The 25,357-nt window shown below is 62.1% G+C and carries 19 protein-coding genes and 2 tRNA genes; 9 read left to right on the forward strand and 12 right to left on the reverse strand.

Features of this window, described 5'->3' with window-relative positions; genetic code table 11:
• Positions 1-14: 14 nt before the first annotated feature.
• On the forward strand, positions 15-1,541 hold the full coding sequence (locus tag KPL74_04390) for an FAD-dependent monooxygenase (protein ID QWT21242.1): 1,527 nt from the start codon (positions 15-17) through the stop codon (positions 1,539-1,541).
• A gap of 10 nt (positions 1,542-1,551) precedes the next feature.
• On the opposite strand, the gene KPL74_04395 is transcribed toward KPL74_04390, so the two are convergent.
• Positions 1,552-2,430 carry an NAD(P)H-binding protein gene (locus tag KPL74_04395; GenBank protein QWT21243.1) on the reverse strand — a complete coding sequence of 293 codons (879 nt, stop codon included), beginning with the start codon at positions 2,428-2,430 and terminating at the stop codon, positions 1,552-1,554.
• A gap of 101 nt (positions 2,431-2,531) precedes the next feature.
• On the reverse strand, positions 2,532-3,389 hold the full coding sequence (locus KPL74_04400) for an AraC family transcriptional regulator (protein ID QWT21244.1): 858 nt from the start codon (positions 3,387-3,389) through the stop codon (positions 2,532-2,534).
• Between the two features lie 177 nt (positions 3,390-3,566).
• Here KPL74_04400 and serS point away from each other — a divergent pair, with 177 nt between their 5' ends.
• The 3 genes from serS (at position 3,567) to KPL74_04415 (ending at position 5,256) form a co-directional block, all read left to right on the forward strand.
• Complete coding sequence (gene serS / locus KPL74_04405; protein ID QWT21245.1) at positions 3,567-4,847, forward strand: serine--tRNA ligase; 1,281 nt, start codon at positions 3,567-3,569, stop codon at positions 4,845-4,847.
• 95 nt (positions 4,848-4,942) lie between these two features.
• Positions 4,943-5,031, forward strand: a tRNA-Ser gene (locus tag KPL74_04410).
• Between the two features lie 135 nt (positions 5,032-5,166).
• A tRNA-Ser gene (locus KPL74_04415) sits at positions 5,167-5,256 on the forward strand.
• Positions 5,257-5,263: 7 nt separating this feature from the next.
• On the opposite strand, the gene KPL74_04420 is transcribed toward KPL74_04415, so the two are convergent.
• From KPL74_04420 to KPL74_04440, 5 genes are all read right to left on the reverse strand, one after another.
• The gene (locus KPL74_04420) at positions 5,264-6,319 is read right to left on the reverse strand and encodes a DUF4238 domain-containing protein (GenBank protein QWT21246.1); all 1,056 of its coding nucleotides are present in this window, start codon (positions 6,317-6,319) and stop codon (positions 5,264-5,266) included.
• Between the two features lie 133 nt (positions 6,320-6,452).
• Positions 6,453-6,617, reverse strand: a complete 165-nt coding sequence (locus KPL74_04425) for a hypothetical protein (GenBank protein QWT21247.1) — start codon at positions 6,615-6,617, stop codon at positions 6,453-6,455.
• On the reverse strand, positions 6,614-7,309 hold the full coding sequence (locus tag KPL74_04430; protein QWT21248.1) for a hypothetical protein: 696 nt from the start codon (positions 7,307-7,309) through the stop codon (positions 6,614-6,616). The genes KPL74_04425 and KPL74_04430 overlap by 4 nt, the downstream gene beginning before the upstream one ends.
• Positions 7,310-7,664: 355 nt before the next feature.
• A complete protein-coding gene (locus KPL74_04435; GenBank protein QWT21249.1) occupies positions 7,665-9,398 on the reverse strand; it encodes a UvrD-helicase domain-containing protein in 1,734 nt (577 codons plus the stop codon).
• Entirely contained in the window at positions 9,395-11,629 is a 2,235-nt protein-coding gene (locus tag KPL74_04440) for an ATP-dependent endonuclease (GenBank protein QWT21250.1), read from the reverse strand. The genes KPL74_04435 and KPL74_04440 overlap by 4 nt, the downstream gene beginning before the upstream one ends.
• 258 nt (positions 11,630-11,887) lie before the next feature.
• On the opposite strand from KPL74_04440, the gene KPL74_04445 reads away from it, so the two are divergent.
• Positions 11,888-13,345, forward strand: coding sequence for a hypothetical protein (locus tag KPL74_04445; protein ID QWT21251.1), 1,458 nt, complete (start codon positions 11,888-11,890; stop codon positions 13,343-13,345).
• 41 nt (positions 13,346-13,386) lie between these two features.
• Here the strand turns inward: KPL74_04445 and KPL74_04450 are convergent, their stop codons facing one another.
• Positions 13,387-17,925: an ATP-binding protein gene (locus tag KPL74_04450; protein QWT21252.1), complete on the reverse strand. Its 4,539-nt coding sequence runs from the start codon at positions 17,923-17,925 to the stop codon at positions 13,387-13,389.
• Positions 17,926-17,978: 53 nt separating this feature from the next.
• The gene (locus tag KPL74_04455) at positions 17,979-18,503 is read right to left on the reverse strand and encodes a hypothetical protein (GenBank protein ID QWT21253.1); all 525 of its coding nucleotides are present in this window, start codon (positions 18,501-18,503) and stop codon (positions 17,979-17,981) included.
• 651 nt (positions 18,504-19,154) lie between these two features.
• On the opposite strand from KPL74_04455, the gene KPL74_04460 reads away from it, so the two are divergent.
• Both KPL74_04460 and KPL74_04465 read left to right on the forward strand, forming a co-directional pair.
• Positions 19,155-20,045 (forward strand): energy transducer TonB, encoded by an 891-nt coding sequence (locus KPL74_04460; protein ID QWT21254.1) that lies wholly within the window; start codon positions 19,155-19,157, stop codon positions 20,043-20,045.
• 56 nt (positions 20,046-20,101) lie between these two features.
• Positions 20,102-20,506 carry an immunity protein 58 gene (locus KPL74_04465; protein QWT21255.1) on the forward strand — a complete coding sequence of 135 codons (405 nt, stop codon included), beginning with the start codon at positions 20,102-20,104 and terminating at the stop codon, positions 20,504-20,506.
• Positions 20,507-20,648: 142 nt separating this feature from the next.
• On the opposite strand, the gene KPL74_04470 is transcribed toward KPL74_04465, so the two are convergent.
• Positions 20,649-21,110, reverse strand: a complete 462-nt coding sequence (locus KPL74_04470) for a hypothetical protein (protein ID QWT21256.1) — start codon at positions 21,108-21,110, stop codon at positions 20,649-20,651.
• 261 nt (positions 21,111-21,371) lie between these two features.
• The gene (locus KPL74_04475) at positions 21,372-22,142 is read right to left on the reverse strand and encodes an alpha/beta hydrolase (GenBank protein QWT21257.1); all 771 of its coding nucleotides are present in this window, start codon (positions 22,140-22,142) and stop codon (positions 21,372-21,374) included.
• Positions 22,143-22,366: 224 nt separating this feature from the next.
• Between KPL74_04475 and KPL74_04480 the strand changes: the two genes are divergently transcribed.
• Positions 22,367-23,008 (forward strand): HD domain-containing protein, encoded by a 642-nt coding sequence (locus KPL74_04480; GenBank protein QWT21258.1) that lies wholly within the window; start codon positions 22,367-22,369, stop codon positions 23,006-23,008.
• Positions 23,009-23,023: 15 nt separating this feature from the next.
• Positions 23,024-23,776 (forward strand): SDR family NAD(P)-dependent oxidoreductase, encoded by a 753-nt coding sequence (locus tag KPL74_04485; GenBank protein ID QWT21259.1) that lies wholly within the window; start codon positions 23,024-23,026, stop codon positions 23,774-23,776.
• A gap of 46 nt (positions 23,777-23,822) precedes the next feature.
• Here the strand turns inward: KPL74_04485 and KPL74_04490 are convergent, their stop codons facing one another.
• Positions 23,823-25,319 carry a catalase gene (locus tag KPL74_04490; GenBank protein QWT22576.1) on the reverse strand — a complete coding sequence of 499 codons (1,497 nt, stop codon included), beginning with the start codon at positions 25,317-25,319 and terminating at the stop codon, positions 23,823-23,825.
• Positions 25,320-25,357 lie beyond the last annotated feature (38 nt).

The following is a 25,357-nucleotide window of genomic DNA, read 5'->3' on the forward strand; positions in this document are numbered from 1 at the left end:
GCCGGAGGTGAACCATGCACGACGTGCTGATCGCAGGTGCGGGCCCCACGGGCCTGGTCCTCGCCCTCTGGCTCACGGCCCAGGGCGTCAAGGTGCGGATCGTCGACCGCAAGGACGGTCCCGGCGATACCTCGCGCGCCATGGTGGTGCAGGCGCGCACGCTGGAGCTCTACCGCCAGCTGGGCCTGGCCGATCGCGTGATCGCCGACGGCCATCCGATGGTGGCGATGAACATGTGGACACGCGGCCGGCATGCGGCACGCGTCGCCTTGAACGACGGCGGCAAGGGCATCTCGCCGTATCCGTACGCGCTGGTCTATCCGCAGGACCACCACGAGCGCCTGCTCGGCGAACGCCTCGAAGCCATGGGCGTCTCGATCGAACGCAGCACCGAAGTCGTCTGGATGGAACAGGCCGGCGACGCGGTGAACGTGCGCCTGCGCAAGGCGGACGGTAGCGAGGAAACGACCAGCGCGCGTTACCTCGCCGGTTGCGACGGTGCGCGTTCATTCGTGCGCGAAGCGCTGGGGATCGGTTTCGAAGGCGGGACGTATCGTTCGCTGTTCTACGTCGCCGATGTGAAACTCGCGGGACTTGAGCAGCCCACTGAAGGCCATGTGTCGATCGAAGGCGGCGACTTCGTGCTGGTGCTGTCGTACGGCAAGAGCGGACGCTCGCGGCTGATCGGCAATGTCGCCGGCGAGCTTTCCGACCGCAGCGACGCCGTGGAGAAGCTGACGTTCGACGACGTGAGCCAGGACGCACTGCGGCGCCTGGGGGCCACGGTGGAAGACGTCAGCTGGTTCTCGACCTATCGCGTGCATCACCGCGTCGCCGACAGCTTCCGCAAGGGCCGCGTGTTCCTGCTCGGCGATGCCGCCCATGTGCATAGCCCGGCGGGCGGGCAGGGCATGAATACCGGCATCCTCGACGCGATCAACCTCGCCTGGAAGCTGGCCGCGGTGTTGCGTGGCGATGCGCCGGATGCCTTGCTCGACACCTTCGTGCACGAGCGCCAGGGTTTCGCGCGGCAGCTGGTGCAGACCACCGATCGCGCCTTCACCTTCATGACCGCCGGCGGCACGCTAGCCAATTTCCTGCGTGTCTACGCGATGCCGCACGCGGCCAGCGCCGCGTCGCGTTTCGGCAAGGCGCGGCAGATGGCGTTCAAAACGATTTCGCAGACCTCGCTGGCCTACCACGACAGCCCGCTGAGCGAAGGCGAGGCCGGCCACGTACGCGGCGGCGACCGCCTGCCGTGGGTCGATGCCGACGGCGCCGACAACTTCGCCCCGCTGCCGAACATCGCATGGCAGCTGCAGGTCTATGGCAAGGCCACCCCGGAACTGACGGCCTGGTGCCTGCAGCGCGGCGTCGCCCTGCGCGTGATCGAGTGGCAGGCCGTGCACGGGGAGGCGGGGCTCAGCGAAGGCGCGGCGTACCTGCTGCGGCCGGATACGTGGGTGGCGCTGGTGGAGCCGAACGCGGACGTCGCCGTGCTGGACGCGTACTTCGCGCGCCGTTTCGGGCCACACGCCTGATCATGGCCGCTCAGGCCGTCGCCAGCGCGCTACGCAGCACTTCCTTCAACGTGGTCGGCCCCTGGTAGATCCGCCCTGCGCCGGGCTCGACATCGACCAGGCCGCCTTCGTTCTTCGCGTCGTTCGCGCGGATCAGCAATCCGGCAAGGGATGCTGGCATCGCCTGTTCCAGCACGGCGTTCCATTGCCTGCGCGGGATCGCCTGCGCCGTGATCTCGCGACCGGTGAGCTCGCGCAAGGCGCTGGCCACGTCGCTGGCGCTGTAACGCCGCGGCCCTTCGGCATGGATCACGTGCTGGCCGTCTTCGCCCCGTGGTCGCAACAGGAGGTCGGCGGCGATCGCGCCAAGGTCGGACGCGGCGATGGTCGGATGTGCCGTGTCGACCGGATCCTGGAACGTGTGCAGGATGCCCGTGTCGATGGCATCGCGTGCGGCGCGCAGCCAGTTGTGCATGTGCTCGGCCGAGCGGAGCACCAGCCTTTCGCCGTCGAGGCTGCGCAGGCGGGTTTCCATGTCGTGGAACAGCGTCGGCATGCCGATATCGTGCGGCACGTGCGCGCCATAGTCGGAAATCGCGAGGATTCGACCAGGACGCGCCCACGCCAGCGCCTTGGCCAGCTGGAAGATGGTCTCGCGCAAGGCCGCCGCGGGATCCGCCGCCGAAGGCGTCAACGGCGCGATGACCTGCACGGCGTCGGCACCGTCGATGGCATCAGCGAGGCCGGCGGCGTCGTCGATGTCGGCCGTGGCGATCTCGCAGCCGAGCTCGACGAGGGGCGCGGCTTTCGCGGGGTTCCTGACGATGGCGCGGACGGGTGCGCCGGCGTGGCGTAGCGCCCTGGCAGTGGCAAGGCCGACTTGGCCGGTGGCGCCGATGATGGCGATCATGGGGATGGCTCCGTACGAAGATTGCCTGGCAACGTACGGGAAGGCCTTCGATGGATCGCTCAGGTTCGGACCGGTTTTTGCGGATTCGGGCGGAATTCGTCTTACGGGCGGGCGATGACGCCCGGCGTGTGGCCGAGGATCCGACGCATGGTCGTCGCCATGTGGCTCTGGTGGGCGAAGCCGACGGCGAGCGCGACCTCGCTGATCGGCATCCGGGTGGATGCGATCATGGCGCGGGCGCACTCGATCCGACGGCGCAACACGTACTGATGCACCGGCATGCCCGTGCTGTTGCGGAAGACCATCTTGAAGCGGGTGACGCTCATGCCTGCGATCGACGCAAGGTCGGCGAGGTGGAGTTTCTGGTGGAGGTTGGCTTCGATGTACTCGACCAGCAGCGCCAGCTGGCGACGCGACATCGTCGGCGCACGCTCAGCATCCGGGCGGGGGCGCGGCGCAGTGGTGGTCTCGATGACACGGACGGCGAGGGCGTGGGTCAGGTGCTCGATGTACAGCGGATCGGACGGGTCGTCGGCCTCGAGGTCGGCCTTGATCGCCCAGCCGATCGCTTCCAGGCGTGCATCGCGCAGCTGCAGTTGGGGCAGGAGGTCAAGCGTCGCCGGGTTCCGGCCCAGCTCGGTGGCGACGCTGTCGACCAGCGTGGCGGAGAGGCCGAGGCGCAGCAGCCGGCACGACCGGTCGTCTTCCCACGTGCTTTCCGCACCGGCGGGGACGAAGCCGATGTCGCCCGGTCGCTGGATGCGCTTCAGGCGCAGGCCATCGCACGAGCAGTCGGCCTTCACCGGCGGCCCGAAGTGCATCCCGAGGACATGCTGGGCCGGGGCCTGCACGCGGGCGAGACCGCGCGGAATCTCGACGAAGGCCGCATCCAGGTGCATCCAGCCGCGCCCGGCGCTGGAGGCGAGGATCCGTGGGTGCGGGTTCGAGGATGGCGTCATGGGGTGGAGTGGCCCGAGCGGGTAGGTGTGGGGCGGCCGGTGGCGACCATTGCCCGTGCGGCCATCATGGGCGTGCGGGCTGGGCGATGTCCAATGCGGGCCTGCGCGGGGGTCTGCGCCGCCCCGATGGCGCTTTTTTGCCATAATCCCCCTTCGCCATCGAAGGAAAGCCCCACCATGCTGGACCCCGCCCTCCTGCGCGGCCGCCTCGCCGAAACGGCCGAGCGCCTGCGTACCGCCCGCCATTTCGACCTCGACGTTGCCACCATCGAGCGCCTGGAATCGGAGCGCAAGTCTCTGGCGACCGAGACCCAGGAGCTGCAGAACCTGCGGAACACCCGTTCGAAGGCCATCGGCCAGGCCAAGGCCAAGGGTGAGGACGTTGCGCCGCTGATGGCGGAAGTGTCCGGCATCGGCGACAAGCTGAAGGCCAACGAGCAGGCGCTGTCGGACGTGCAGGCCCAGCTGGCCGACATCTCCCTGGGCCTGCCGAACCTGCCGGACGCGAGCGTCTCGATCGGCAAGGACGAGAGCGAGAACGTCGAGATCCTCCGATGGGGCCACCCGCGCGCGTTCGATTTCCCGGTGCAGGACCACGTCGACCTCGGCGGCCGCCATGGCTGGCTGGACGCGGACGCCGGCGCGAAGCTGAGCGGTGCGCGTTTCACCGTGCTGCGCGGCCAGCTTGCCCACCTGCATCGTGCGCTCGCCCAGTTCATGCTGGACCTGCACACCACCCAGCACGGTTACCTGGAACACAACATCCCGCTGATCGTGAATGCGGACGCGATGCTGGGCACCAGCCAGCTGCCGAAGTTCGCGGATGACCTGTTCGCGACCGAAGTGGGCGAGACGAAGCGTTACCTGATCCCGACCGCGGAAGTGGCGCTGACCAACCTGGTCCAGGACACGATCGTCGAGGCCGACCAGCTGCCGATGCGGATGACCGCGCACTCGATGTGTTTCCGTGCCGAGGCCGGCAGCTACGGCCGCGATACGCGCGGCATGATCCGCCAGCACCAGTTCGAGAAGGTGGAGATGGTGCAGATCGCCTCGCCGGAGACGAGCTTCCAGCAGCTGGAAGAGATGGTCGGCCATGCCGAGGCCGTGCTGAAGGCGCTGGAACTGCCGTACCGCAAGGTGATGCTGTGCACCGGCGACATGGGTTTCGCGGCGGCGAAGACCTATGACCTGGAAGTGTGGCTGCCCAGCCAGAACACCTACCGCGAGATCAGCAGCTGCTCCAACTGCACCGATTTCCAGGCCCGCCGCATGCAGGCCCGCTGGCGCAACCCGGCCACGGGCAAGCCGGAACTGGTCCACACCCTCAACGGCTCGGGCCTGGCCGTCGGCCGCTGCCTGGTCGCGGTGATGGAGAACTACCAGCAAAAGGACGGCAGCATCGCCGTGCCGGACGTACTGCGTAAGTACATGGCCGGTATCGAAGCCATCGCCTGAGGGCTTCGGGTACAATCGTCGCGCTGGGTTCGCCCGGCGCGCCGGTGTGACAAGCCTCGACTGCAAGGGTCGGGGTGCAGGAAATCCGGAGGGATGGCCGAGTGGTTTAAGGCAGCAGTCTTGAAAACTGCCGTAGGTGAAAGCCTAGCGTGGGTTCGACAAGGCGGCGCAGCCGCCGCAGGACGCCCGAAGGGCGGTCCCGACCAACGGGAGGGATTCGTCGCGAAGCGGCGAACAATCCCACACGGCGTCCGAGCCACCTCGACGGCGATCGGAGCAAGCGTAGAATGCGGGGTGCGCAAAGCGCCTCAGACAATACGGAGAGATGGCCGAGTGGTTTAAGGCAGCAGTCTTGAAAACTGCCGTAGGTGAAAGCCTACCGTGGGTTCGAATCCCACTCTCTCCGCCAACGCTCGCTAACAGCGTTTTGTCGAGCCCTTGAATTCCCACACTGCTTGCTCAGCCGCACTTTGCTCGGGACCCCAATTCTTCAACGCCTCCCGTTCTTGGGCGCACGCGGTGGCATCAACGTGCCGGGGTCGCAGTAGGGCAACATCGCTTTCCGTCTGTTCGAACACCATCCGATCTGCGTTCTCCACCAAGATACGCCGGATGGATTGAGCGGCGGGCTCAGGCATGACGCTGCCGCGCCGTGGCGGACGCTCGCCGACCTTGGTGTAGAGGAGGGTGGTTGGACTCAAGGGCATAAGGATCTCGCCGTTGGGCCGTCCCCAGCCTCCCTTCAGGTCGTAGTGACCGGGCCCGTAATAATTCAACCGCACCACCGGATTGTCCGAGGTTGGCCACGTGATTCCGGGTGGCGCGCGCCAGATGGTCCAACGGTGGCGCATCAATCGCTGGACGGTGGAGGTGAGCAGCATCCGGCAGCATTCGATCCACATGCGTCGTCCAATGGTGGTCTCTACGCTGACCGTAGCCATGTCCTCTCCGGTGTCCGTGATCCTGACCTGAAATAAGTCAGGGGCGAGGGCCAACTGTGGATGAGGCGGCTCCGCATGGTCCCTCCAGGATCCACCTTGGAACTTCCGTACACCCTCAGCCAGCGTGCGCTCCATCAACTGAGGCAGCGATTGCGCCTGACGATCGATGAATTCTTTGAGTCGTCGCGGCGTGCGAACGTCCTGAGCTGCCGTGAATCGTACGAGGGTTTGCCAATCCGCGACCGACATCGGCGCGCCACGGAGAGCCCGCGCGATCACCGGCTCAGCGGGGGCCTCAAACGTCCGGTCGAGCCACGTTTCGAACTCATCTGTTTCACCGCTCTCGCCAACATATGTGTAGAGGTTCCGGTGATGCGCGATCCCCTTCAGTGATACGGACTTCCACAGATGGACTCGTTCGTGAGGGACCAGCAATCGATAGGTCTGCACCATGCCATTGGTCGCCCACTGCTTGAGGTAGACCGATGGGACGTAATGGTTGTTACGCTTGATGGGGCGGCTATTCGGCATCTGCGAAATTGAATTGCTGTCGAGCTTACGTTACAGCTAGGCCGGGCTCTCGTCCGATGAGTTTTTTTTGCAATATCAAGCCAAGACCCTGGCGGCGTTGCAACTTGGGGTCGGATCACTGCGGCACACTAGGCTAGTCAACAATTTGCCTGAATTGCACATGCGCCAGATCGGCGTTGACCTTCAGGGTTGCGGCGTAGCCGGAAGCGTGGACCACGGTGTCGCAAAAGTGGTTGTGGTACAACGCAAGCCAAGCGTACTTGGCAAACACATGGGCGTTACCCTCGAACGTCTTCAAGGCAGTTTCGATGTGGTCGCGGTGGCTGGCAAGTCCACGGCTTTCGCGTTGGCAGGTAACTTGAACATGCCGACAAGCTGGATGGCATGCGTCGTCCCGCCACCGCTGTTGGAGTAATCAACGCGGCCGGTGACAACGCCGCAAAAGGCACCTGAGCTTCCCTGTACGAGGTCGCCCGTAGAACCGACAGCGGCGAAGCGATAAATCGTGCCAGACTTGTCGACGAGGCCGCCGAGATAAATCTTCCCCGCATCAGAGCGCTCGGCCGTGATTTCGACAATTTCCCCTGCGGCACAGAGGAGCTTGCCGCGCTGCTCGTCAGGGTCCTTGAACACCAGCGGCGCCTTGGTCCGGGTCAGTCCCATAAGCTCGTTCCATTTCATGGGCGCGGCAGTGGCCCAGAATGCGAAAGCTGCCGTGCCAGGGCTGGTGTCATCGACCGTGTCAGTCATGGCCGGACGCGTGGTCTCGATGGCTTCAGTGAGGTCCATTTTCCTGGCAATATCTATGTTGGACTCCGGGGTGGCCCCGGTCGGGGCTGACTCGGGCTTCGCCGTCTCCGCAACCTCAGCAGTCGGCGTGCTGGCGCGTGCAGCAGGGTTCTCGTCCGAGTGCGCAGCCATGAACCAGATTGCGCCCATACCTATAGCGAATAAGCCTATCGACTGGCCTTTGGTGAGCTTCTTTGCCATTCCGTTGCCCTGTTTGTCTGAATGTTCTGGCCATCCCGGTCTGCGCCTGACGTCGGCAAAACGGTCGCGGCGCGGAGTATAGCGGGAGTACGAAACGCGTCATACGTTGACGGTAGGGCAGGTGGCTCGGTTAGTAGTGGCTGAGCCTCAACCGATTCACGTGCTTGTCCAGGAACGAGGTCCCCTCACTCAGCAAGCATGCACGGACCGCTCGCCTCTGGATCCACAGATCGACCGCACCAAAGGCTGGCGTGCGGGCCAGATTCGACTGGGACAGGGCGATGTCGCGAAGCGACGCAGATACGTGAAGCCGCCTTACGCACGATGCGATACCAAAATCAGGCGTTAAAGCCCGTTAGCCGCTAAGCTGTTCCAGCGGTAGTTGTTCGACGCCATTAGCGCCGAATAGTTTAACTGCTGTCTTCAGGGCATTTTCTGAAAGCGTTTGAGTAGCAAGAACGGCCAGTTTCTTTCTCGGCCGAGAAATAGCGACGTAGAAGAGATTACGAGCTCTAAGGAAGCCGTTGGTGTTCTTGTTGTCCAAGGCTTTTGTCTCAACCAACTCTAAGAAGCGCGGCCAATTGTAATGGTTCCAACCGCCTCCAAGAACGACCAGCACATTATCGAATTCTGCGCCTTTGACGCTGTGCTGAGTTGCAAAAGGCGTTGACCCCTCAATGAATTTCAGAAGCTCAGTCACCTCGGTGTAGGGGACCTCTCGAAGCCTCTGGTGCCGCTGCAAGGACTCGTTTTCCTCAGGGACAGGATTCCCTTTCAAAGCGATAAGGTCTTCCTCGCGCTTGAGCACGCGAGAGGAGAGTGGAGGCCGACAGGTCGCCTTCAAGTGGTCAATCACGTTACCGATGTTGCCCTCTAGACGTAGCTTCAGCAACCCATCCATATCGGTCCGCCACGAGACCTTATCTTCATGAGCGCGCAGGGTAGGACCCTCACCATAGGCGGCAAACATCTCGCCATAGTTTGAAGCGGTGTATGCCGCACACATGGGCTCGACAGTTTCGGCGAACATCTTAAGTGCGGGGTCTTCCAGTTTGACGAACTGATCATTCCACCCGGCGGCTGCTGCAGCGATCCCTGGGTAGCCTTGCTCTGCCGCAAGGACATTGTGGGTGAGCATCAAGATTTTGGTTCGAGAGCGATCCCAGCCTTCACGTTCGAGTCGCGCCATGAGCTTTTCGCGAACCACGCGCGCCTGATCTGGTAGCAAGTCCTGTTTGGAATGAGAGGTGTTTGTCCGCTCGCCGACAAAGGCGTTCGCATGGAAAAACCTTGCTTCGCCGGGTGCCCTCGGATCGCTGACCACCTGCTCAAGTTCGGGTCTTAGTACGTTTAGAACGTTGACGATGGGCTGCACCGACCGGAAGTTTGAGCCCTTGTCAATGGCTTGGATCGGATAGTCCGCCAGATCGTATTCGCTGCGGTGAATCGTCTGCCAGTGATCCCCAAATAGTCCGACAAGCGGTGAGCCTTCGGTGCCGAACATGTAGGTGTTGATCGCCTCCATAAACTCACGGTTCGTGTCCTGGTATTCGTCGATGAAGATTACTGGAAACTTCTGGGTAAGGAGCCGGCGAAACTTCGGCAATGCGATCAGTTTCGCCATGAAGACCGGCACGTCGTCGTGGTGCAGCGTTATCTCGTCGTCACGAACGTTGAAGTGACCAAAATCGTATTGGACGGGCTTTTCTCCGACGCCACCACCGGCTTCGATTTTATCGACGGCTTTGCCGCCCTTGGCGGCGACCAACTCTCTCAAGGCTGGCTGGAACGGAGCCATGAAGGCCCAACAGAAGGCGTGGATGGTCTGGACGAGGATCGCCGGGTGGTCTTCAACCTCTTGGGCGATCTCATTGCGCGCCACCTCCGTGAAGGTAATGCAGGCTACCTGTTGACCCGCCTGGAGGAGCGATGGACCGCGTTCGGCGATGAGTTTTTTCAAAGCCTCCACCAGTGAGTACGTCTTGCCGGCGCCGGCGCCTGCTTCCAGCCGAAAGCTCTGGCGGGCGTCCAGACACGCCTCCACCTTGGCCTGGGCCTCTTCGGCGGCCTGAAGCGCTGGGGTGCTCATTCGGTATCCTCAGAACTCTCATGCACCTCTTCGTCCGCCGAACTTTCTTCGTCGGCGACGCCTTCAATAAGAGGCGGAGGGGCGGTCGGCGGAGGGGGGGGGTCTGACAACCAGGTCAGCCCTTCGCGAATGTATCTCGGAACGGCCCACTCCTTTTCGTTGATCGCATAGCGCAGGGCGATGTCGGCCTTGGATTCGGCGCTCGCCAAATCTTCGGCCTTTTCCCAGGCCGAGCCGGCATCGACATCCTGCGGCAGTCCGAAGCGTTCAGGGTTGGCGAGAATAAGTGCGTCTTCGAAACTGCGAGCGCAGTGACCGGGATCTTCAAGCTCGGGGACCTGATAAGCGATGCGGCGTGAGCCCCTAATTTTTTGGTTTGCGTTTAGCTTAAGCAGCTCCTTGGGTTTGAACTGCGGCAGCTCGTCTTCGCCGTCCTCCCTGAAGAAGTGACGAATGGCGCTGTTGGCGGTTCGCTCTCCTTCAATGACCGGGCATTTAACGTATCGAATTGCGTCCTTGCCGTTCTTGTCGGGCTTGGCGACGCCTTTAGTAGAGTCCAGGTCAGTAATGATCAGTGTCTTGAGCTCGAGGAAATCGACAAGGGGATATAGCAGGTGAGCGAAGGCTCCCCCGACCTCGATCGTCGTCACATACTGCCTCGCAAGCTTGCGGCCATCCTGCAAGGTCTCGTCCACGAGTTCGCGTAAGCGCGGCATCAAGATTCGCTCGGTGGCGCCCTCCACCATGATGGCCTTGTCCGCGAAGTAGAGGTCGCATTTGGTCAGCGTCATATATTGGTGCAGAAACCCCTTGTCGGGGGCGGGAATCAAGGCTGCACCCTTCTTGAAATCTTTCACCGTCGTGTGGCGAAGTTCGCCTGCGTCGGGTGGATTGTTCAAGAAATAACGGACGGCCTCGAAGGTCGCGGCGTTCGCGACATGCGGTGAATGGGTCGTGATGACGAACTGAACCTTCCATTCTGGCTGGTCCGGGTATTCTTTGGACAGTTCCTTCACCGCCTTCTGCAGCTGGGCAATGAACACCTCTTGCATCTGAGGATGGAGATGAGCTTCAGGCTCTTCCACGAAGATGAGATGACTCGTCGGTCGCGGCTCCTTGGTTCGATACTCCTTGTGGAAGCTCTGGAGCTGCAACAGCATATAGATGAGATTGCGGGTGCCGAGGCCGTTGTAGCCCTCGGGCAGATGAACCCCATCCATGCTCCTATATACGACCCTTGTATGGTCGTTCAGCAACGCCTCGACCTTCAGGGACGTCTCGGGCATGAGTCTGGCGTCGTTGGCACCAGGAAAGCCGACAATATCCATCGCTGGCAGCAACTGATCCAGCAGCTGGTCGAAGTCCTTCTGAACACCACGCTCAATAGATTCAACGGAAAGCCTCAATCTATCCGCGAGCTGCCGGTCGGAAACTGCGGCCGAGGGTGATTTGGCTGTCTTGTAGAGCGCGCTAAGTAGCTTGCCGATAACATCGGCATCGCCTTGGTTCGCGTGATCTAGTGTACGTTGAGCGCGTACGAAATTGGTCTGAAGTAGAGCGGAAAATTTAGCCTCATCAAGCTGACGGCGATTATCGGAGTTGGTCGGGTCTATCGCCCAAACTTGCACTCCATAGGCAGCCGGAATTACGTCGTTCAAGTGCCTGAAGAACGCGTCCTTCCAAGACGGTGCTAGATCACTGGGGGCGACGTCTGCTTCTACGGCGTCCACAGGCTGGAGTGCCGGCAGTTCCTCCGCTGCGAGGGGCACGGGTTCACCTTTCCCATCGGTTGCGGCCTCGCCCTCACCTGGCAGCTCTAGCAGGGCTGCTAAGGTCTTGAGTGACGGCGCATATTCAAGACGCGCTATGACCGACGTCGATTCCGTATCGAGGTCGATAAGGAAGGGTGATAGGGGCCCAACGTCTTTCGCTTGCTTGTCGTAAGCGAAGGTTAGGGTGACCGCTATGCGAGGAAGCATCGCCAGCACGACGGCCGGAGCCTTGCCGGCCAATCGCGCCTCTCTGGCATCCACGAACAGACCGCGATTGGCTGCGGAAAAGTCTTGGAAGCGAAATGACGGGCCATTGGGTGTAAAACGGTCAAAGACGTCAGTGAGCGAAGTCTTTCCGCTATTGTTGCGGCCGACGATTACCGTCGATGAAGGCTCCATTAGAATTTCGATGTTCCGCAGAAGACGAAATCCCTCGACCTGAATCTTGGCAGCACGCATGCTTCTTCCCCCTGGACGTCCACTGGTCCTTGGTCCGATGATAGCGCGACGCGGCACAAATATTACCTGTGGAGCTGACTGCTCCTCCATGGACGGCACGTGAGTGAGGGCGCTGCCCAATTGAACTTGGCCGAGCTTGTAGTCTTGGACATCTAGGTTTTGTTACGCAGGAGCACGCGCGACCATCCTAGGAATGACGACTAGATAGCGGACATTGTTTTCCCCGAGATGGCCGCGCTTGATTTCAAGGGACCACACTTGAGCGCAGATGCAAACCTTCAACCGCAATTGCGGCAATTGATCCTCGGGGCATACGAGGAAGTCGAAGCCGCGATCGGGGAGCGGCTGGCCGCCGGTAACCGGCCCTCGCGTCTTCACAGATTTCCGCGGCTTTCGTTGCGTATAAACGGCATACCGTCCCTGGACGACGGTGCTTGGAGTGGCGATGGACCGCTAGAATACTCCTCATTGCTTGAGCCGCCCTACGGCGACGATGAAGCGCGAAAGCTTGGCAAATTTCCCCCGGCCCGCTTTCCCGCCGTGGCGGCTTTGGTTTCCTTCGCCCTTGCGCACCCTAGTATCGTTCGCATGGATCAAGAATACAGCGGGCCTGAAGACATTTTTACTAAGATCGGCATTGATCTTCTGATCGCGCGTGCGGTGGACTTTCGATATCTGCGTTACGGCGAGGCGCCAGTATCCCACGACGTCCGCGAAGCAGTGCTAAGGCCGATTTTCAAAGGGCTCTTCGCAGACCGATTGAACTTTGCGGTGCTGGCGCCGATCGCACTTGTGCACTTCGACTTTGATCGAATGCGTATCGCGCCCGATGCTTATCTAATCCGTATGTCGCCAGATCTCCAGCGTGCGCGCTGGAGTGCGAAAGCGTACGGGTTGGCGGGCCACGAGCAAGTTTTGGCTGCGGCTACGCACACGTTCGTGCTCACCGGGTGGGGTATCGACAACGGCGACTCTTTCGGCCTTTACAACTCACTTTCCAACTTCAATCCCGAGGCAAGAGAACGAATTAACGCTCTCTTCGCGGCGCTGCGCATCGCGACGGGGGTGGAGACGGGTTACGCGCAAGAGGTTCGTCTTTCGCGTGGTTGGCGGCACCGACACAACTACGGACTTCCAGATGTTCACGCAGCCGGTGCGCGTCTATATCCGGAGCACTTCGACGACTTTGGGTGGAATCGGAACGATCTGCCTCGAGTCGTAAGAGACCAAATGCGGAGCGTACCGGCTCTGTTCGCAGCGCTGACTACGTCAAGCAATGACCGGCTGGAACTAGCACTTCGTCGGCTCAACGCCGCCATGACCAGAAGTGATGTCGCTGACGCGATCTTGGACGCAACGATCGCACTGGAAATCCTACTCGGCGACGGGGACGGACAAGCAATCAACTGGAAGCTTAGGATGCGCGGGGCCGCGCTCGCCGGGCTTGACGGCGACCAAAATGCGGGTGAGGCGATGCATGTCGCTATAGGCAAGGTATATAGCGCTCGCTCATCGATCGTGCATGGGGGCAGGAGGCGCAGCGATGGGCTGGACGAAGGAAGCGCCCGCCAACTCGCCATCGAGACCTTGCGCACGATCCTTAGCATTGTCGCCCGCCGTAGCGAATATCTCGATCCGCTTCGGATCGACGCTGAGCTATTGCGGGCGCCACCCTTCCAGACCAAAGTTCAAATCCCAGCATCGCGTGCGGACTAGGCAGGGCGCTCGCATGCGTCAGTTCAGATTTCCGGCGCAGCCTAACGATGTGCGAGGAATTCGGCGAGCTGTTGGCTGTCAGGTTCCTTGTGCTGGAACTGCAGTTCGCCGCTGATCGCGGTACCGTCGAACCGATAGATTCCCCAGTATTCGAGTTGGCCACCCCAGCCGCTGCGATGTGGACGACCACCATGGGCACTCTTCTCGCCTGTGAGGACCCAGATCAGCTCCATATCTTCTCGCGCTAAGAACGCTGCCAAGGCAGCGCGATCGACAACGGCAGCACTGTGTCCTGGAGTATCTGCGGACGGGTCCTTGAATAGTACGTGGCCACCGGCATCGCAATAGGAAAGCGAGAGGCCCTCGGCCAGGCGCAAGTCAAGCCCGAGCATGAGACGCGGTCCGGGGATGGTCAAGTTGAAACTTTCGACGACCGCGTAATTATGGCCGGAGCGCTCGACGTAGCGGTCAGCGACGGTCGCGAATGCCTCGATCTTGCTGCGGCCAATCTCCCATTCATCGCGAATATCATCATAAGCCGGATGCCAGCGGTACTCACCCAAGTAGGCTCGCCAAGGCAGATCGATCTCGGGCAGATGATCGCGGTCGCGCTCGCATCGGCGCAACAGCCTGATCAGGCGATCAGCGTCGCCGCTCGGGACGAGCAGGGAGTGAATCTTGTGCCACGTCATGCGCAGCATGACATTTTCGCCTTCTTCGATCACCGATTGATTGCGGCCTGCGGAAAGGTCGAGCATCAGCCAGCGTCTGCCATGGGGATCAGTGACATCCAGCTGAGCCAAAGCATCCGGGATGTCGCGGCTTTCGTCCCTCATCCAGGCGATGCGAGCCTGTGGCGGATCTTCGCGCCATCGCGGCGCATGGGGTGACCACCAGGTGGGAGGCTGCTTGCTCGAGTCCAGGGCCTCGGTGCGGGTAACCAGAATTGTCGGGTCCATCTCACGAGTATCGACCTGCCAGGGCCCCCGATAAGGCTGCGGCTCGTCGCGATAGCTGCCATCGACAGCATAAAGGTCTGACAGCCGGCCGGTTAGTTCGTGGAACGCGATCCACTGATATTTCTTGCCGACCCGCTCGATAAGATGATCCCCGCGGTCGCGGCCCCGCATGTTGCGCTCGAGCAGCGCAAAGCGTTCGGGTGTCCACCCTAGGTCATGCGCCCGCCATCCCACCCAGCGCCGCGCCATGTCATGGCAAATATTGGGATGGTGTGGCGGAGCGCCGGAATCCGACATCGCGCGTTCTATCCACCCTTCGGCGTAGATTTCGAAGTCGCGCCGTTCGGCTTCGTCGAGCAACAACCTGAACGCCGAGGCGGCCGCATCGCGCTCCGCTTTCACTTCGTCGCGGGTCGGTCCATCATTGCATGAAGCATTGGTGCCCGAAGGGTTCCGCCAATCGTCGTGATGGAGGTTGAAGTCATGCGGCATGGCGTTCAGCCGGCTCGAAAGACTGATCAGCTCGCCGAGTGCATCCTCGCGCTCCTTATTTCTTACGATCGCTCGCGCATGCCATTCATCGTAGCGCGTCTCGTTCGATCGTCCGACTTCCTCTCGCGGAAGTTTCAAGAACCGGTTGGCGAGTGGATCGATTTCATACCGCGCAAAATCTCCGTCCTCGACCGCGGACCCTATGATGTCGTCGCTGTAGGACGATCCGCCCTGGTAGGTCTGTACGTAGCCAGCGAGCGTGACATCGTCGATAAACTCGATGGGAGCGCCGGCCGGATAAGGCGGGCGAGCACGGTCGAGCGAAACCGATGCCGGCAAGACGCCGCGATGGGCGGCAAACTCGATAATGCCGCGGGCATGATCTCGGACTAGTGCGTGTGGCGGGATCGGGTCATCCGCGAAGATTGCGGCATATGCAGCCTCCGCCAGCGCGGCGAGGCCTTCGTCGCTATCACTGCGCGTTGCCGCGCCATAACTGGCAGCCAGTACTCGATCGATGACATAAGGATCGTTCAGACCGCCAAATTCGTTAATGAGCTCCCTTGCCAACTCGCGGCGCCTGACGAGTAGAACGGCCAGCGCCTTCGTCGCCAAGTCTCGAACGGCGCGGTGACTAAGGGTCGTGAGCCACGCCAGCGTGATCCCTGCCAGCCGGGCGCGCGCTTCTTCGATAGGCTTCAATCCGTTGACCAGCACCCATTGGATCAGGGTGTCGATCGCGTTTCCCTCGTCCTGTGCATGATAGGTGGCGCGCACAGACCAGAGCTCATCGCGCTCCGGCAGCGTCATCGGGCGCAACCAACCATCCAGATGGTCGGCGTTGAACGCATTGGCAGGCTCGGTCGCAACAGCAATCATTGTGTCCAGCCAGAGGTCGCCCTTCAGGTGATCAGCATTCTCTTCAAGCAATTCGACCGTGCGGGCGTTGAAGGCATCCTGGCGCCGCCACAACAGGCTGGCGCGAAAGCCCGGCAAGTGATCATATGCCGCGCATTCGTCGTCGATCAGATCGAGAAGCTCGGTCCCGTATCGCTCCGGTAGCTGGACGGCGAAGGCCTCGGCGATCCCGGCGTAGCGATACGCATCTTGGCCCGTAACATAGTCGCGAAGCGCGCCGCCAGGTGCGAAGGCGAGTGCCGGATCGGCGCCGGTGATCTCGGACTCCAACAATGCCTGCGCGATGCGGTGATCGCTCAGCCGCTCGAAGGTGAAACGAACCATCTCTGTGGTCATATGACCCTCGACCACCGGTTCGACGGTTAGCACACCTTCATTCTCGAGTTGGAAGAAGAGGCTTTGCTCTGTGTGGTTACTTGATGCGTGTAGGCCTTCGAAAAGTGCGACTGCGTCGTCGATCGGCAAATAGCCGCTGCGAGCAGTAACCATTGCGGAAGTTATTGCCTTCAGGGCCCGTTCGACGATCCCCATGCGTGGGAACAGCTGCATTCTTGCCGTGACGGCTTCCGAAACGGCGCCGAAATAAAAGTCGAAAACACCTGAGACCCCGGCGAACCCGCGTGGGAGCTCAGTCTCGCCTCGCCGTTCCAGCGCATCGCAGCAAGTCCGAAGGAAGAGGGGATTTTCGAACTCGGACGAGAGATTCGGCGCTGCCATGCGTACGATCCCGCGCTGGTCGAGATAAAGCTGTGCAGCTTCCGCAGCTCGCCCGGCAAAGCCCGGATGAGAGAGTCGCGGCAGTACGCTCTCATCGATATCGGCGACAATGTAAGGCAGGAAGGTCGTGCGGCAGGACAGGACCACCGCCACATGCTGGAACCGGTCCGCAGTTGCCAGAAAAGCGGTCAGACGCTCCTTCCAGATCGCGATCCCCCCGCGCTCATTGATCGCATCGATAATGATCAGTGCGCGTGTACCCGCAGCTTCACCCGCAGCATCAAGAGCGCCAAGAAGCTCGTCCGGTCTGACATTGGTCAGCCCGAGCTGATCGCCGACCTGAGGCCAAATTTCGCCATCGACAAAGCTCCCGCCGAGCACCATTACCGCCGGATAGTTATGAGTAATATGGTGCTTCGCCACATCCGCCAGCAGGTGCGACTTTCCTATACCTGCCTCGCCCGTCACGAGCAGGCGATGCGCATTCGCTAGCCGCGCCTCGTGGCGGCTTACCGAGTCGGAGACGGCGTGAAGCGCCTCGTAGAGCTGATTTACGTAGTAATGCCCGCGTTGGATGGATTCTCGGTCACCTGAACTCTCGCTGCGCAAACTCCAGACCTCAGCTGCACAGTTCTCCAAAATCGTGCTGGCTTGATCGATTGTCCGCAACCACCGGTCGAACGGTATGATATCGGCCGGGCCCATCGCGCTCGTCCGGATGTCGCGACTGATCGCGCGAAAAGCGGCATCGAGCCCAGAGGCGGAACCATTCGAAAGCAATTTAGCGATAGCGCCGGCGCCGCGGTGCCGGGCCGCATCTACATCGTCGGCGAGCGCGCAGAGGCCCTCGACAAAGGTAGGATCGCGCGCGATTGCGAGCAGCCCGCGCCGAACCGGTAGCTCGATATTGAGTTCTGGAGTATATCGCTTACCGAGCGCGGCGCGGGTGATTCCGAAACGAGTCTGAAACCAGTCTGGCGTAAAATGTAGCAGATCGAACCAGTAGCGGCGCCGACCGGCATGGCGTGCATCGGTGCGCGTCAGGCGCTCGATCAGCTGGGTCTCATCCCATAGCTCGATAGTGATGATGCGCGGAAAGATGGCCCCGGCGCGCGCCGCTACCCAATCGTTCCAGCGATCTTTTTGCGACTTGCGGTTTGCCGCCCGCCCATCCGGAAGGTTGAACGGCATGCTGACGATGAAGCGTGAAAGACCAGGATGATGGAGAGCCGCGCGATCGAACGACTCTCTCAGCTGCGATCCTTCGTCGCTTCCAAATTCGAAGAAATATTTTGCCTGCCAGCCAGTTTCCGAGCCATCGGCCTCTGTACGGTAGCATTCTAGTCCCGCATCGGCGCCTTCCCCCTTGCGGTAGAAGGCGAGGCCAGGAAGCGTCTCTAACGCTGCCAATTGACAGGTCAGCTCTTCGAAGCCGCTATGCTGGCTCCCGTGATGTGGTCGAATTGTACGGAAGTCTATCGTGGGTGATGGCATCGTTTCTATCTTCGAATAGGTTAGCGCTTTGGTTCTGCGGATGGCCGTAGGAATTAGCCGTCTGGCAGCGTAGCGACCTGTTTGCGCAGGGCTGAGGGTACTCCGAAATTGTCCTTCATCTCGTCGACGAAACTGCCGGCGGCTTCACGAGTACTCTCTCTACGTTTGCCTCTCAAGATTGCCCGGCGAATGGATTCAGGCGTTGCTTCATCGTTCCCGAATCTGATGAGAACCTGGTCGTTGTAAGCCACGACCCGTCCCTCGAACTCAGCCTGGAGTGACTCAACCTCGCTCGGAATGGCGAAGGCGTGAGGTACGACCAGCGTCAGGCGATTGTCCCAGGCAAGCGTTGCGGCAAGCCTCGTCGCAACCGCCGCGCCGACGACCATGGCTCCCGTCATTACGGTCACGTCACCGTCAGCTCCCTGCAAGGTAGGGGTGTCCGCAAGTGCATGGCTGAGTTCCTGCTCGACGGGCGGCTGGACAGAGCGATGCACGATGAGTTCGACAGCCGCGAAATCAGCGGACGGCGACAGCGCATACCCAAGCTGGCGTCGAGCAAGATCCTCCATGATCATGTCGACTATGGAATCTCGCTGGGACGCACTTGGGTGCAGGACTTGAATCAACGCGCGTCCACTCGCTCCAGCGTAAAAACAAACCGCTCGAAGTCGGGCTCAGGCCCCGTATCCGTACAGTGATGCCGGAGCCCGCCAGGAATCTTTTCGATTCGCATCCCACTCATCCGAAGCTGCGACCGACGCCTGCCGTCTACCTCCCACACGTTGTACAGGTGTAGGAGTCCGTCAGAACTCTCGCAGGAGAGAGTGACGTCATGCGGTGCGTCGTGAAAGATGAGCGTCTGCTGAGTTGATCTTTTGTCACCCACTTCGACCGCGACATTTGCACACAGCCAGATGCCCTGCGGACGCAGTGGGGTCACCTTCTCGATCCTCAGGCGGAACGACGCACGCTGACCCATCTCGATGACATGCCAAAGAACAACGTCCGCTTGCCCCAATTCTGCGAAATAGGGGCTCGGTGCCGACGAGGTAGGGAAGAGGGAAGTATCAGAGGTCATTGGCACTCCCGGGCGTGTACGGCGGAGTGTACCCGGCAGCGGACGCCCCTTGGTATGAAGGCGATGGGACCTTTGACACGACCTCGCGACCCGCTACGATCCCGCAAAGCCGCCAGGTACACACCGAGCGCTCTCCAGGGACAGGACGATGAACCAACGCAGCCTTCGACGGATCGGCATGGCATGGATGGCCGCCTTCGGCCTCCTGGCCGGGTGCTCCGGCCATCCCGACGGCACTCCTGAAAGATCAGGCAAAGACACGGCAGATCGCGAAGCGCTCAAACGCGCGGTGATTACCCGCATCGCCAACGACCATCTCTTCATCCCAGCGGACATCACCGCGTCGTCGGCCGACGTGACCGACCTCGGGCCGCAGGGTGGGTACACATCGGCAGCCTACCGCGTCACGGGCACCTTCAGCGTCGACTCGACCACGCCGTCAACGATCGCCGAGGCAGCCACACAGCGCGTCGAAGCCCACCAATGCCTCGTTACCCCCGATCACTGCCAGCACACCCACTTCCACCACACGGCGCGTTTCGACGTCACCGCACGGCGGGTAAATGCCCCCGACGGGTCGGTGAAGCTGACAGTCGACGGTCCAGTGTTCATCGACGAGAAATCGGGTGAAGGGCAGGCGGCCGACACCCCGCCACGCCCTCGTAGGGTCAACACGGCGGTCTCCACCGCCGATGCCCATCCCCTCGTCCCTGCGGCCCCCGTGGTGCAGGCCGCGATCGTCGACCGGCCCGTGCCCCCTTATCCGCCCCAGGCCATCCGCCAGCACCACACCGGCACCGTGACCTTAGCGATCACCATCGATGCGAATGGCCAGATCGTCAACGTCGATGTCGTCCAAAGCAGCGGCTTTCGCGAACTCGACCACGCCGCGCAAATGGGCGTGATGCACTGGACCTTCCGGGCAGCCACGCAGGGTGGTATCGGGGTGGGATCCATCCTGCGAGTGCCGGTGACCTTTGATCTCGGTGGCTTGCCTTCCGCGCCCGCGGCAAGTACCGCGGCCGAGGACCGGCCCTAACCGGAATACGCCGATGCGGTCCGCAAGGAGAGCGTCGAACCACTCAAGGAAGAAAAATGAGCTACAAGACAATCTCTCTGCTGGTCATCGCCTTGCTGCTGCTCGGCCTGGGCTACGTAACCGAAAAATGGCTGGATATGTCCGTGTCCTACGGCTACACCTCAGCGGAAGAGAAAGATCTCTTGGCCGAAAACAAGCGGTTCAGACGGATGTTGCTCACTGCACTTAGCGGTCAGGAGAAGGGGCGTTTAGTCTCGCTCTTGAACGAGGATGCCAGGGCGCATCCCGAAGAACACAGCGTCATCAAGGACGAGGGACGTTTGGTGTTCTACGACGACCAGGACTTCCGATTCAGCGAGAAGGGCCTGCTGGAAGGCATCGGGCGAGGCGTAGGCGTCCCGTCACCCAGCGCTTGCGGCGGCCCCGAGGCGCCGAAGAACGCGCCCTGCCTGGCGCCTTAGTCGAGCGTTCAGTGACGGCCCCCGGGCCAGGCACGCCGGCGTGGACGTGGCGCCTGGTTCCTTCTCTTGCGTAAGGGGCGTCCAGGGTGCGGCGGCGTAGACCGTTACGGTGTACCTATCCTTGTCCATGTGCGTTTCTCCATTATTCGCCGGTGTTGTAATAGTCGTCTACGCGTACCGTGGTGGCGACACCCTTGAAAGCGGGCATCGGCTCGATCGTCGAGATCTCGGCGATGTAATGACCATCGCGCGTGGCGTAGAAACCACAGGCCGAGAGATTCGACTGGTCATCGGCCCCTGCGTAGAGATGGAGGCGGCACACGGACGGGTCAGCGCGCGGGCGTGGCTTATCCGTGTTCCCGGCGATGATCGTTTCAGTGTCTTCGGTCTCGATCGGCACATGGGTACCGTGGTCGTCGTAGACGATGCGGACACGGAGGAGCCGGGCATGGAGTCGGACGTCGTCCACGGCCGGGAAGTCCGGCGCATGGGGCACATCCACACCGATCATAAGATGCCGCTTGGCATCCACATGGCCACTACGGACGTCGAACGGGATAGTGATGCTGTTGCCCGAGGCATCGAGCGCAAACGGGACTGCCACGGGAAACGTACCCTGCGCGCTGCGAGATTCAGACGTGGCATGGGCTCCCGCTCCGATGCTTATGGCACAGGCGAACAGCAGGCCAATAGCGGCTCTGTTACGCATTTTCGGCGACCTCTATCCTGTGATACTGAGTGGATACTCGCATACCTGACCGACGGGAACTCGGGTTCGACGAGGTGGCCGTTGACACTCGAACCAACAAAACGCCGGACAGAGCATCTCCGCCCGGCGCCAGTCCCATCGCGAAACGAATGAACCTTACTTCCCCGCAGCAGCCTCGATAATCGAAGCCACCTCGCCCGGATGACTGATCATCACCGCGTGTGACCCACCGGGCACAACCACCGTCTTCTTGGCCCCCGCGCGTTCCGCCATGAAAGCCAGCGTCTTCGGCGGAATCATCTTGTCGGCGTCGCCGTAGATGTGCCAGGAGGGGATGTGCTTCCACGCCGGCGCGGACGCCGGTTCACCGAAGGCCGCGTCCTTGATCGGGCGCTGGTTCACGGCCATGAAGGTCGCTTCGTTGTTCGGCACGTCCGCCGCGAACTGCACCGGAAACTTCGCCTGGTCGATATAGAGATCATTGCCGCCATCGGCGAGCGGCACCGGCTGCGCCAGCGTGGGCCCAACGGTGCTCCCCGGGAACTTCGCGGTCAGCGCGGCGGCGCTCTCGCCTTCATCGGGCGAGAAGGCAGAGACGTAGACGAGGCTGGTGACATTCGGCTGGCCTTCGGCCGCTTCGGTGATCACCGCACCGCCGTAGGAGTGGCCAACCAGGACGACCGGGCCCTTGATGCTCTTGACGAGGCTGCTGACCGCCGCGGCATCGGTCTTGACGCTGCGCAGCGGGTTGGCGGCCGCGATGACGTGGTAGCCGTCCTTGTGCAGCCTGGCGGTCACGCCATCCCAGCCGCTGGCATCAGCGAAGGCACCGTGCACGAGCACGATGGTGGGACGTTCGGCAGCGCTGGCGGCGCCGGAGAAGCTGACCGCAGTGGCCAGCACGGTGCTAAGTAGCGAACGAATCATGGTGGGTCCTTGGAGGGTTCATTGCACGGCACGCGTCGCGGCTGCGCCGCGTGGACACCGTGAGCTTGCGGGCGAAGGAGGCGCCACGCTTGTCACCTTTCGCGTCACGTGCGCAAACCGGCAGCGCCGTCAGTCGCCTGCCGGAAACAGTCATCACCGGCTGAAACGGACAAGCATGCGTGCCGGCCGCGGGGGACCTTGTCCTGGACAACGGAGGACGAACCATGGCACTGACAGTAAACGGCATCTCCATCCCCGACAGCCAGCTGGCACGGGAAATCACCGAGCTCGTGCGCGACGAAAGCACCGAGCTTCTCTTCAACCACTCCTCGCGCGTGTATTACTTCGGCGCACTGCAGGGCAAGCGCCAGGGCCTGAAGTTCGACCCCGAGCTCCTGTACGCCGGCGCGATGTTCCACGACATGGGCCTGCTCAAGGCCCACAGCTCCGACAACGAGCGTTTCGAGGTGGACGGAGCCAATGTGGCCCGCGACTTCCTCAAACGACACGGCATCGCCCAGACCGACATCGACCTCGTCTGGACCGGCCTCGCATTGCACACGACGCCCGGCATCCCGGTCCACATGCACCCGATCGTCGCGCTGGTGACGGCCGGCGTGGAAATGGACGTCCTCGGCCTGACGTACGACGAGTTCGCCGACACCGAGCGGGATCCCGTCGTCCACGCCTATCCGCGGACGCCCCGTTTCAAGGAAGACATCATCCAGGCGTTCTACGACGGCATCAGACACAAGCCACAGACCACCTTCGGGAACGTCAAGGCCGACGTCCTTGCCGACAAGGACCCGACCTTCGTCCGCGGAAACTTCTGCCAGGTAATCCGTCACTCGCATTGGCCCGCCTGACGCCAGGGGGAGCATATGGACCTGACAGGCAACACCGTGCTCATCACCGGAGGCGGAACCGGCATCGGCGCCGGTCTCGCCTCGGCATTCCACCATCTGGGCAACAAGGTCATCGTGGCGGGTCGACGGGCAGGTCCCCTGGCGGCGATGGTGGATACGCATCCGGGGATGACCGCACTCGAGCTCGACGTCATGGATGCCGCGTCCGTGCATCGGGCTGCCATGGACGTCGTGCGCGATCATCCCTTGCTCAACGTGCTCATCCATAGCGCGGGCACGATCGTGGGCGACGATCCGGGCAGCCGGATGGATGAGGCCGCCATGGCGGCCGAAATGGAGACCAACTTCCTCGGTCCCGTTCGACTCACCTCGGCGTTGATGGCGCATCTGCGTCGGCAGCCCAGGGCACACCTCGTGTATGTCAGTGCGATCGCCGGCTTCACCCCCGTCGCGCTGTTCGCGGTCTACTCGGCCACCAAGGCAGCGCTGCACTCGTACGTGCTTTCCCAGCGCTTCGCCCTGAAAGACAGCCGGGTGACGGTCCAGGAAATCATCCCGCCATGGGTGGCGACCGGCTTCATCGGAACGACCGACCATGAGCTTGCCTTGCCGCTAGAGGCCTTCATCGCGCAGACCATGGCCGATCTTGCGACGGATGAACCGGAGTCGGTCGCGAAGGAGGGGAGCGCGTGCCGTAACAACCCGGGACGTCGCGAGCACGCCTACGTCGATCGCTTCAACACCTTCCTTCTGGGACAGTCGTTCTGACAAAGGCCCGTGGGCAGCCGGGCCCGTGCCAGACAGTTTCCGCACGCTAACCCGTGACCTGGGCCAGTGCTTCGGCGACGCCCGCGCCGTACTCCGGGTGCACCAGGGTGCAATTGGCTACGTGTCGCTGCTTGACCGGCTCGCTTGCCCCGCGCATCGCGCGTGCCGTGTTGGCAAACAGGCGTTGCCTTTCCTCCGGCCCCATGAGTTCGAACAGGCGACGTGGCTGGGAGTAGTAATCCTGGTCTTCCCGGTGGTTCCACCGCGTGGCGACCTGGCCGGCCTGCATCGCCGGCTCCGCATAGGCCGGCTGCGGCTGGAGTGCACCCCGGCTGTTGGGTGCGTAGTGGGTCTTGCCACCGCCGTTGCCGTCGACCCGCATGGCGCCGTCACGGTGATAGGCGTTGACCGGGCAACGCGGTGCATTGACGGGAATCTGCGCGTAGTTGACCCCGAGGCGGTAGCGTTGGGCGTCGCCGTACGAAAAAAGCCGGCCCTGCAGCATGCGGTCAGGCGAGAAGCCGATCCCCGGGACCACCACGGCAGGGGCAAAGGCGACCTGTTCGATGTCCTGGAAGAAGTTGTCCGGATTGCGGTTGAGCTCGAGGACACCGGCTTCGATGAGCGGGAAGTCCGCGTGCGGCCACACCTTGGTCAGGTCGAACGGGTTATAGGGGAGCGCCTCGGCCTGGGCCTCGGTCATCACCTGCACGTACATCGTCCAGCGCGGGAAGTCCTTGCGCTCAATGGCCTCGAGCAGGTCGCGCTGGTTGCTTTCGCGGTCGTTGCCGATAAGCGCAGTCGCTTGCTCGTCGGTCAGGTTCTCGATGCCCTGATGCGTCTTGAAGGTGAACTCGACCCAGTGACGGACGTTTTCTGCATTGACGAAACTGAAGGTGTGGCTGCCGAAGCCATGCATATGCCGGAACGAACGTGGGATCCCCCGGTCGCTCATCACGATGGTGACCTGGTGGATGGCCTCGGGCAGCAGGGTCCAGTAATCCCAGTTGTTGTCGGCGCTGCGCAGGCCCGTGCCCGGGTCGCGCTTGATGGCATGGTTGAGGTCAGGAAATTTCAGCGGATCGCGGATGAAGAACACCGGCGTGTTGTTGCCGACCAGATCCCATTTGCCTTCCTCGGTGTAGAACTTCATCGCGAAGCCGCGGATGTCGCGCTCGGCGTCCGCGGCCCCGCGTTCGCCGGCGACGGTGGAAAAGCGCATGACGACTTCGGTCTGCTTTCCCACCTCGGAAAAGATCCTGGCCTTCGTGTACGCGGTGATGTCGCCCGTGACGGTGAACGTGCCAAAGGCGCCCGCGCCCTTGGCATGCATGCGGCGCTCGGGAATCACCTCGCGATCGAAGTGTGCGATTTTTTCGAGGAACCACACGTCCTGAAGCAGGGCAGGGCCGCGCGGGCCCGCCGTCATGGTGTTGTCGTCGTCAGGTACGGGTGCGCCAAAGGCGGTCGTCAGCTTGTCCACGGCGTGCTCCTCTCGGTGATGGCATGCGCTGGCCACCGGTGGCCAGGCTAGCTGCAGCATCGACCAGGAGCAGGTCATCGGCATTGACCGTATTCGGC

This window comes from Bacillus sp. NP157, assembly GCA_018889975.1.
In the GTDB taxonomy this organism is placed as follows: Bacteria; Pseudomonadota; Gammaproteobacteria; order Xanthomonadales; family Rhodanobacteraceae; genus Luteibacter.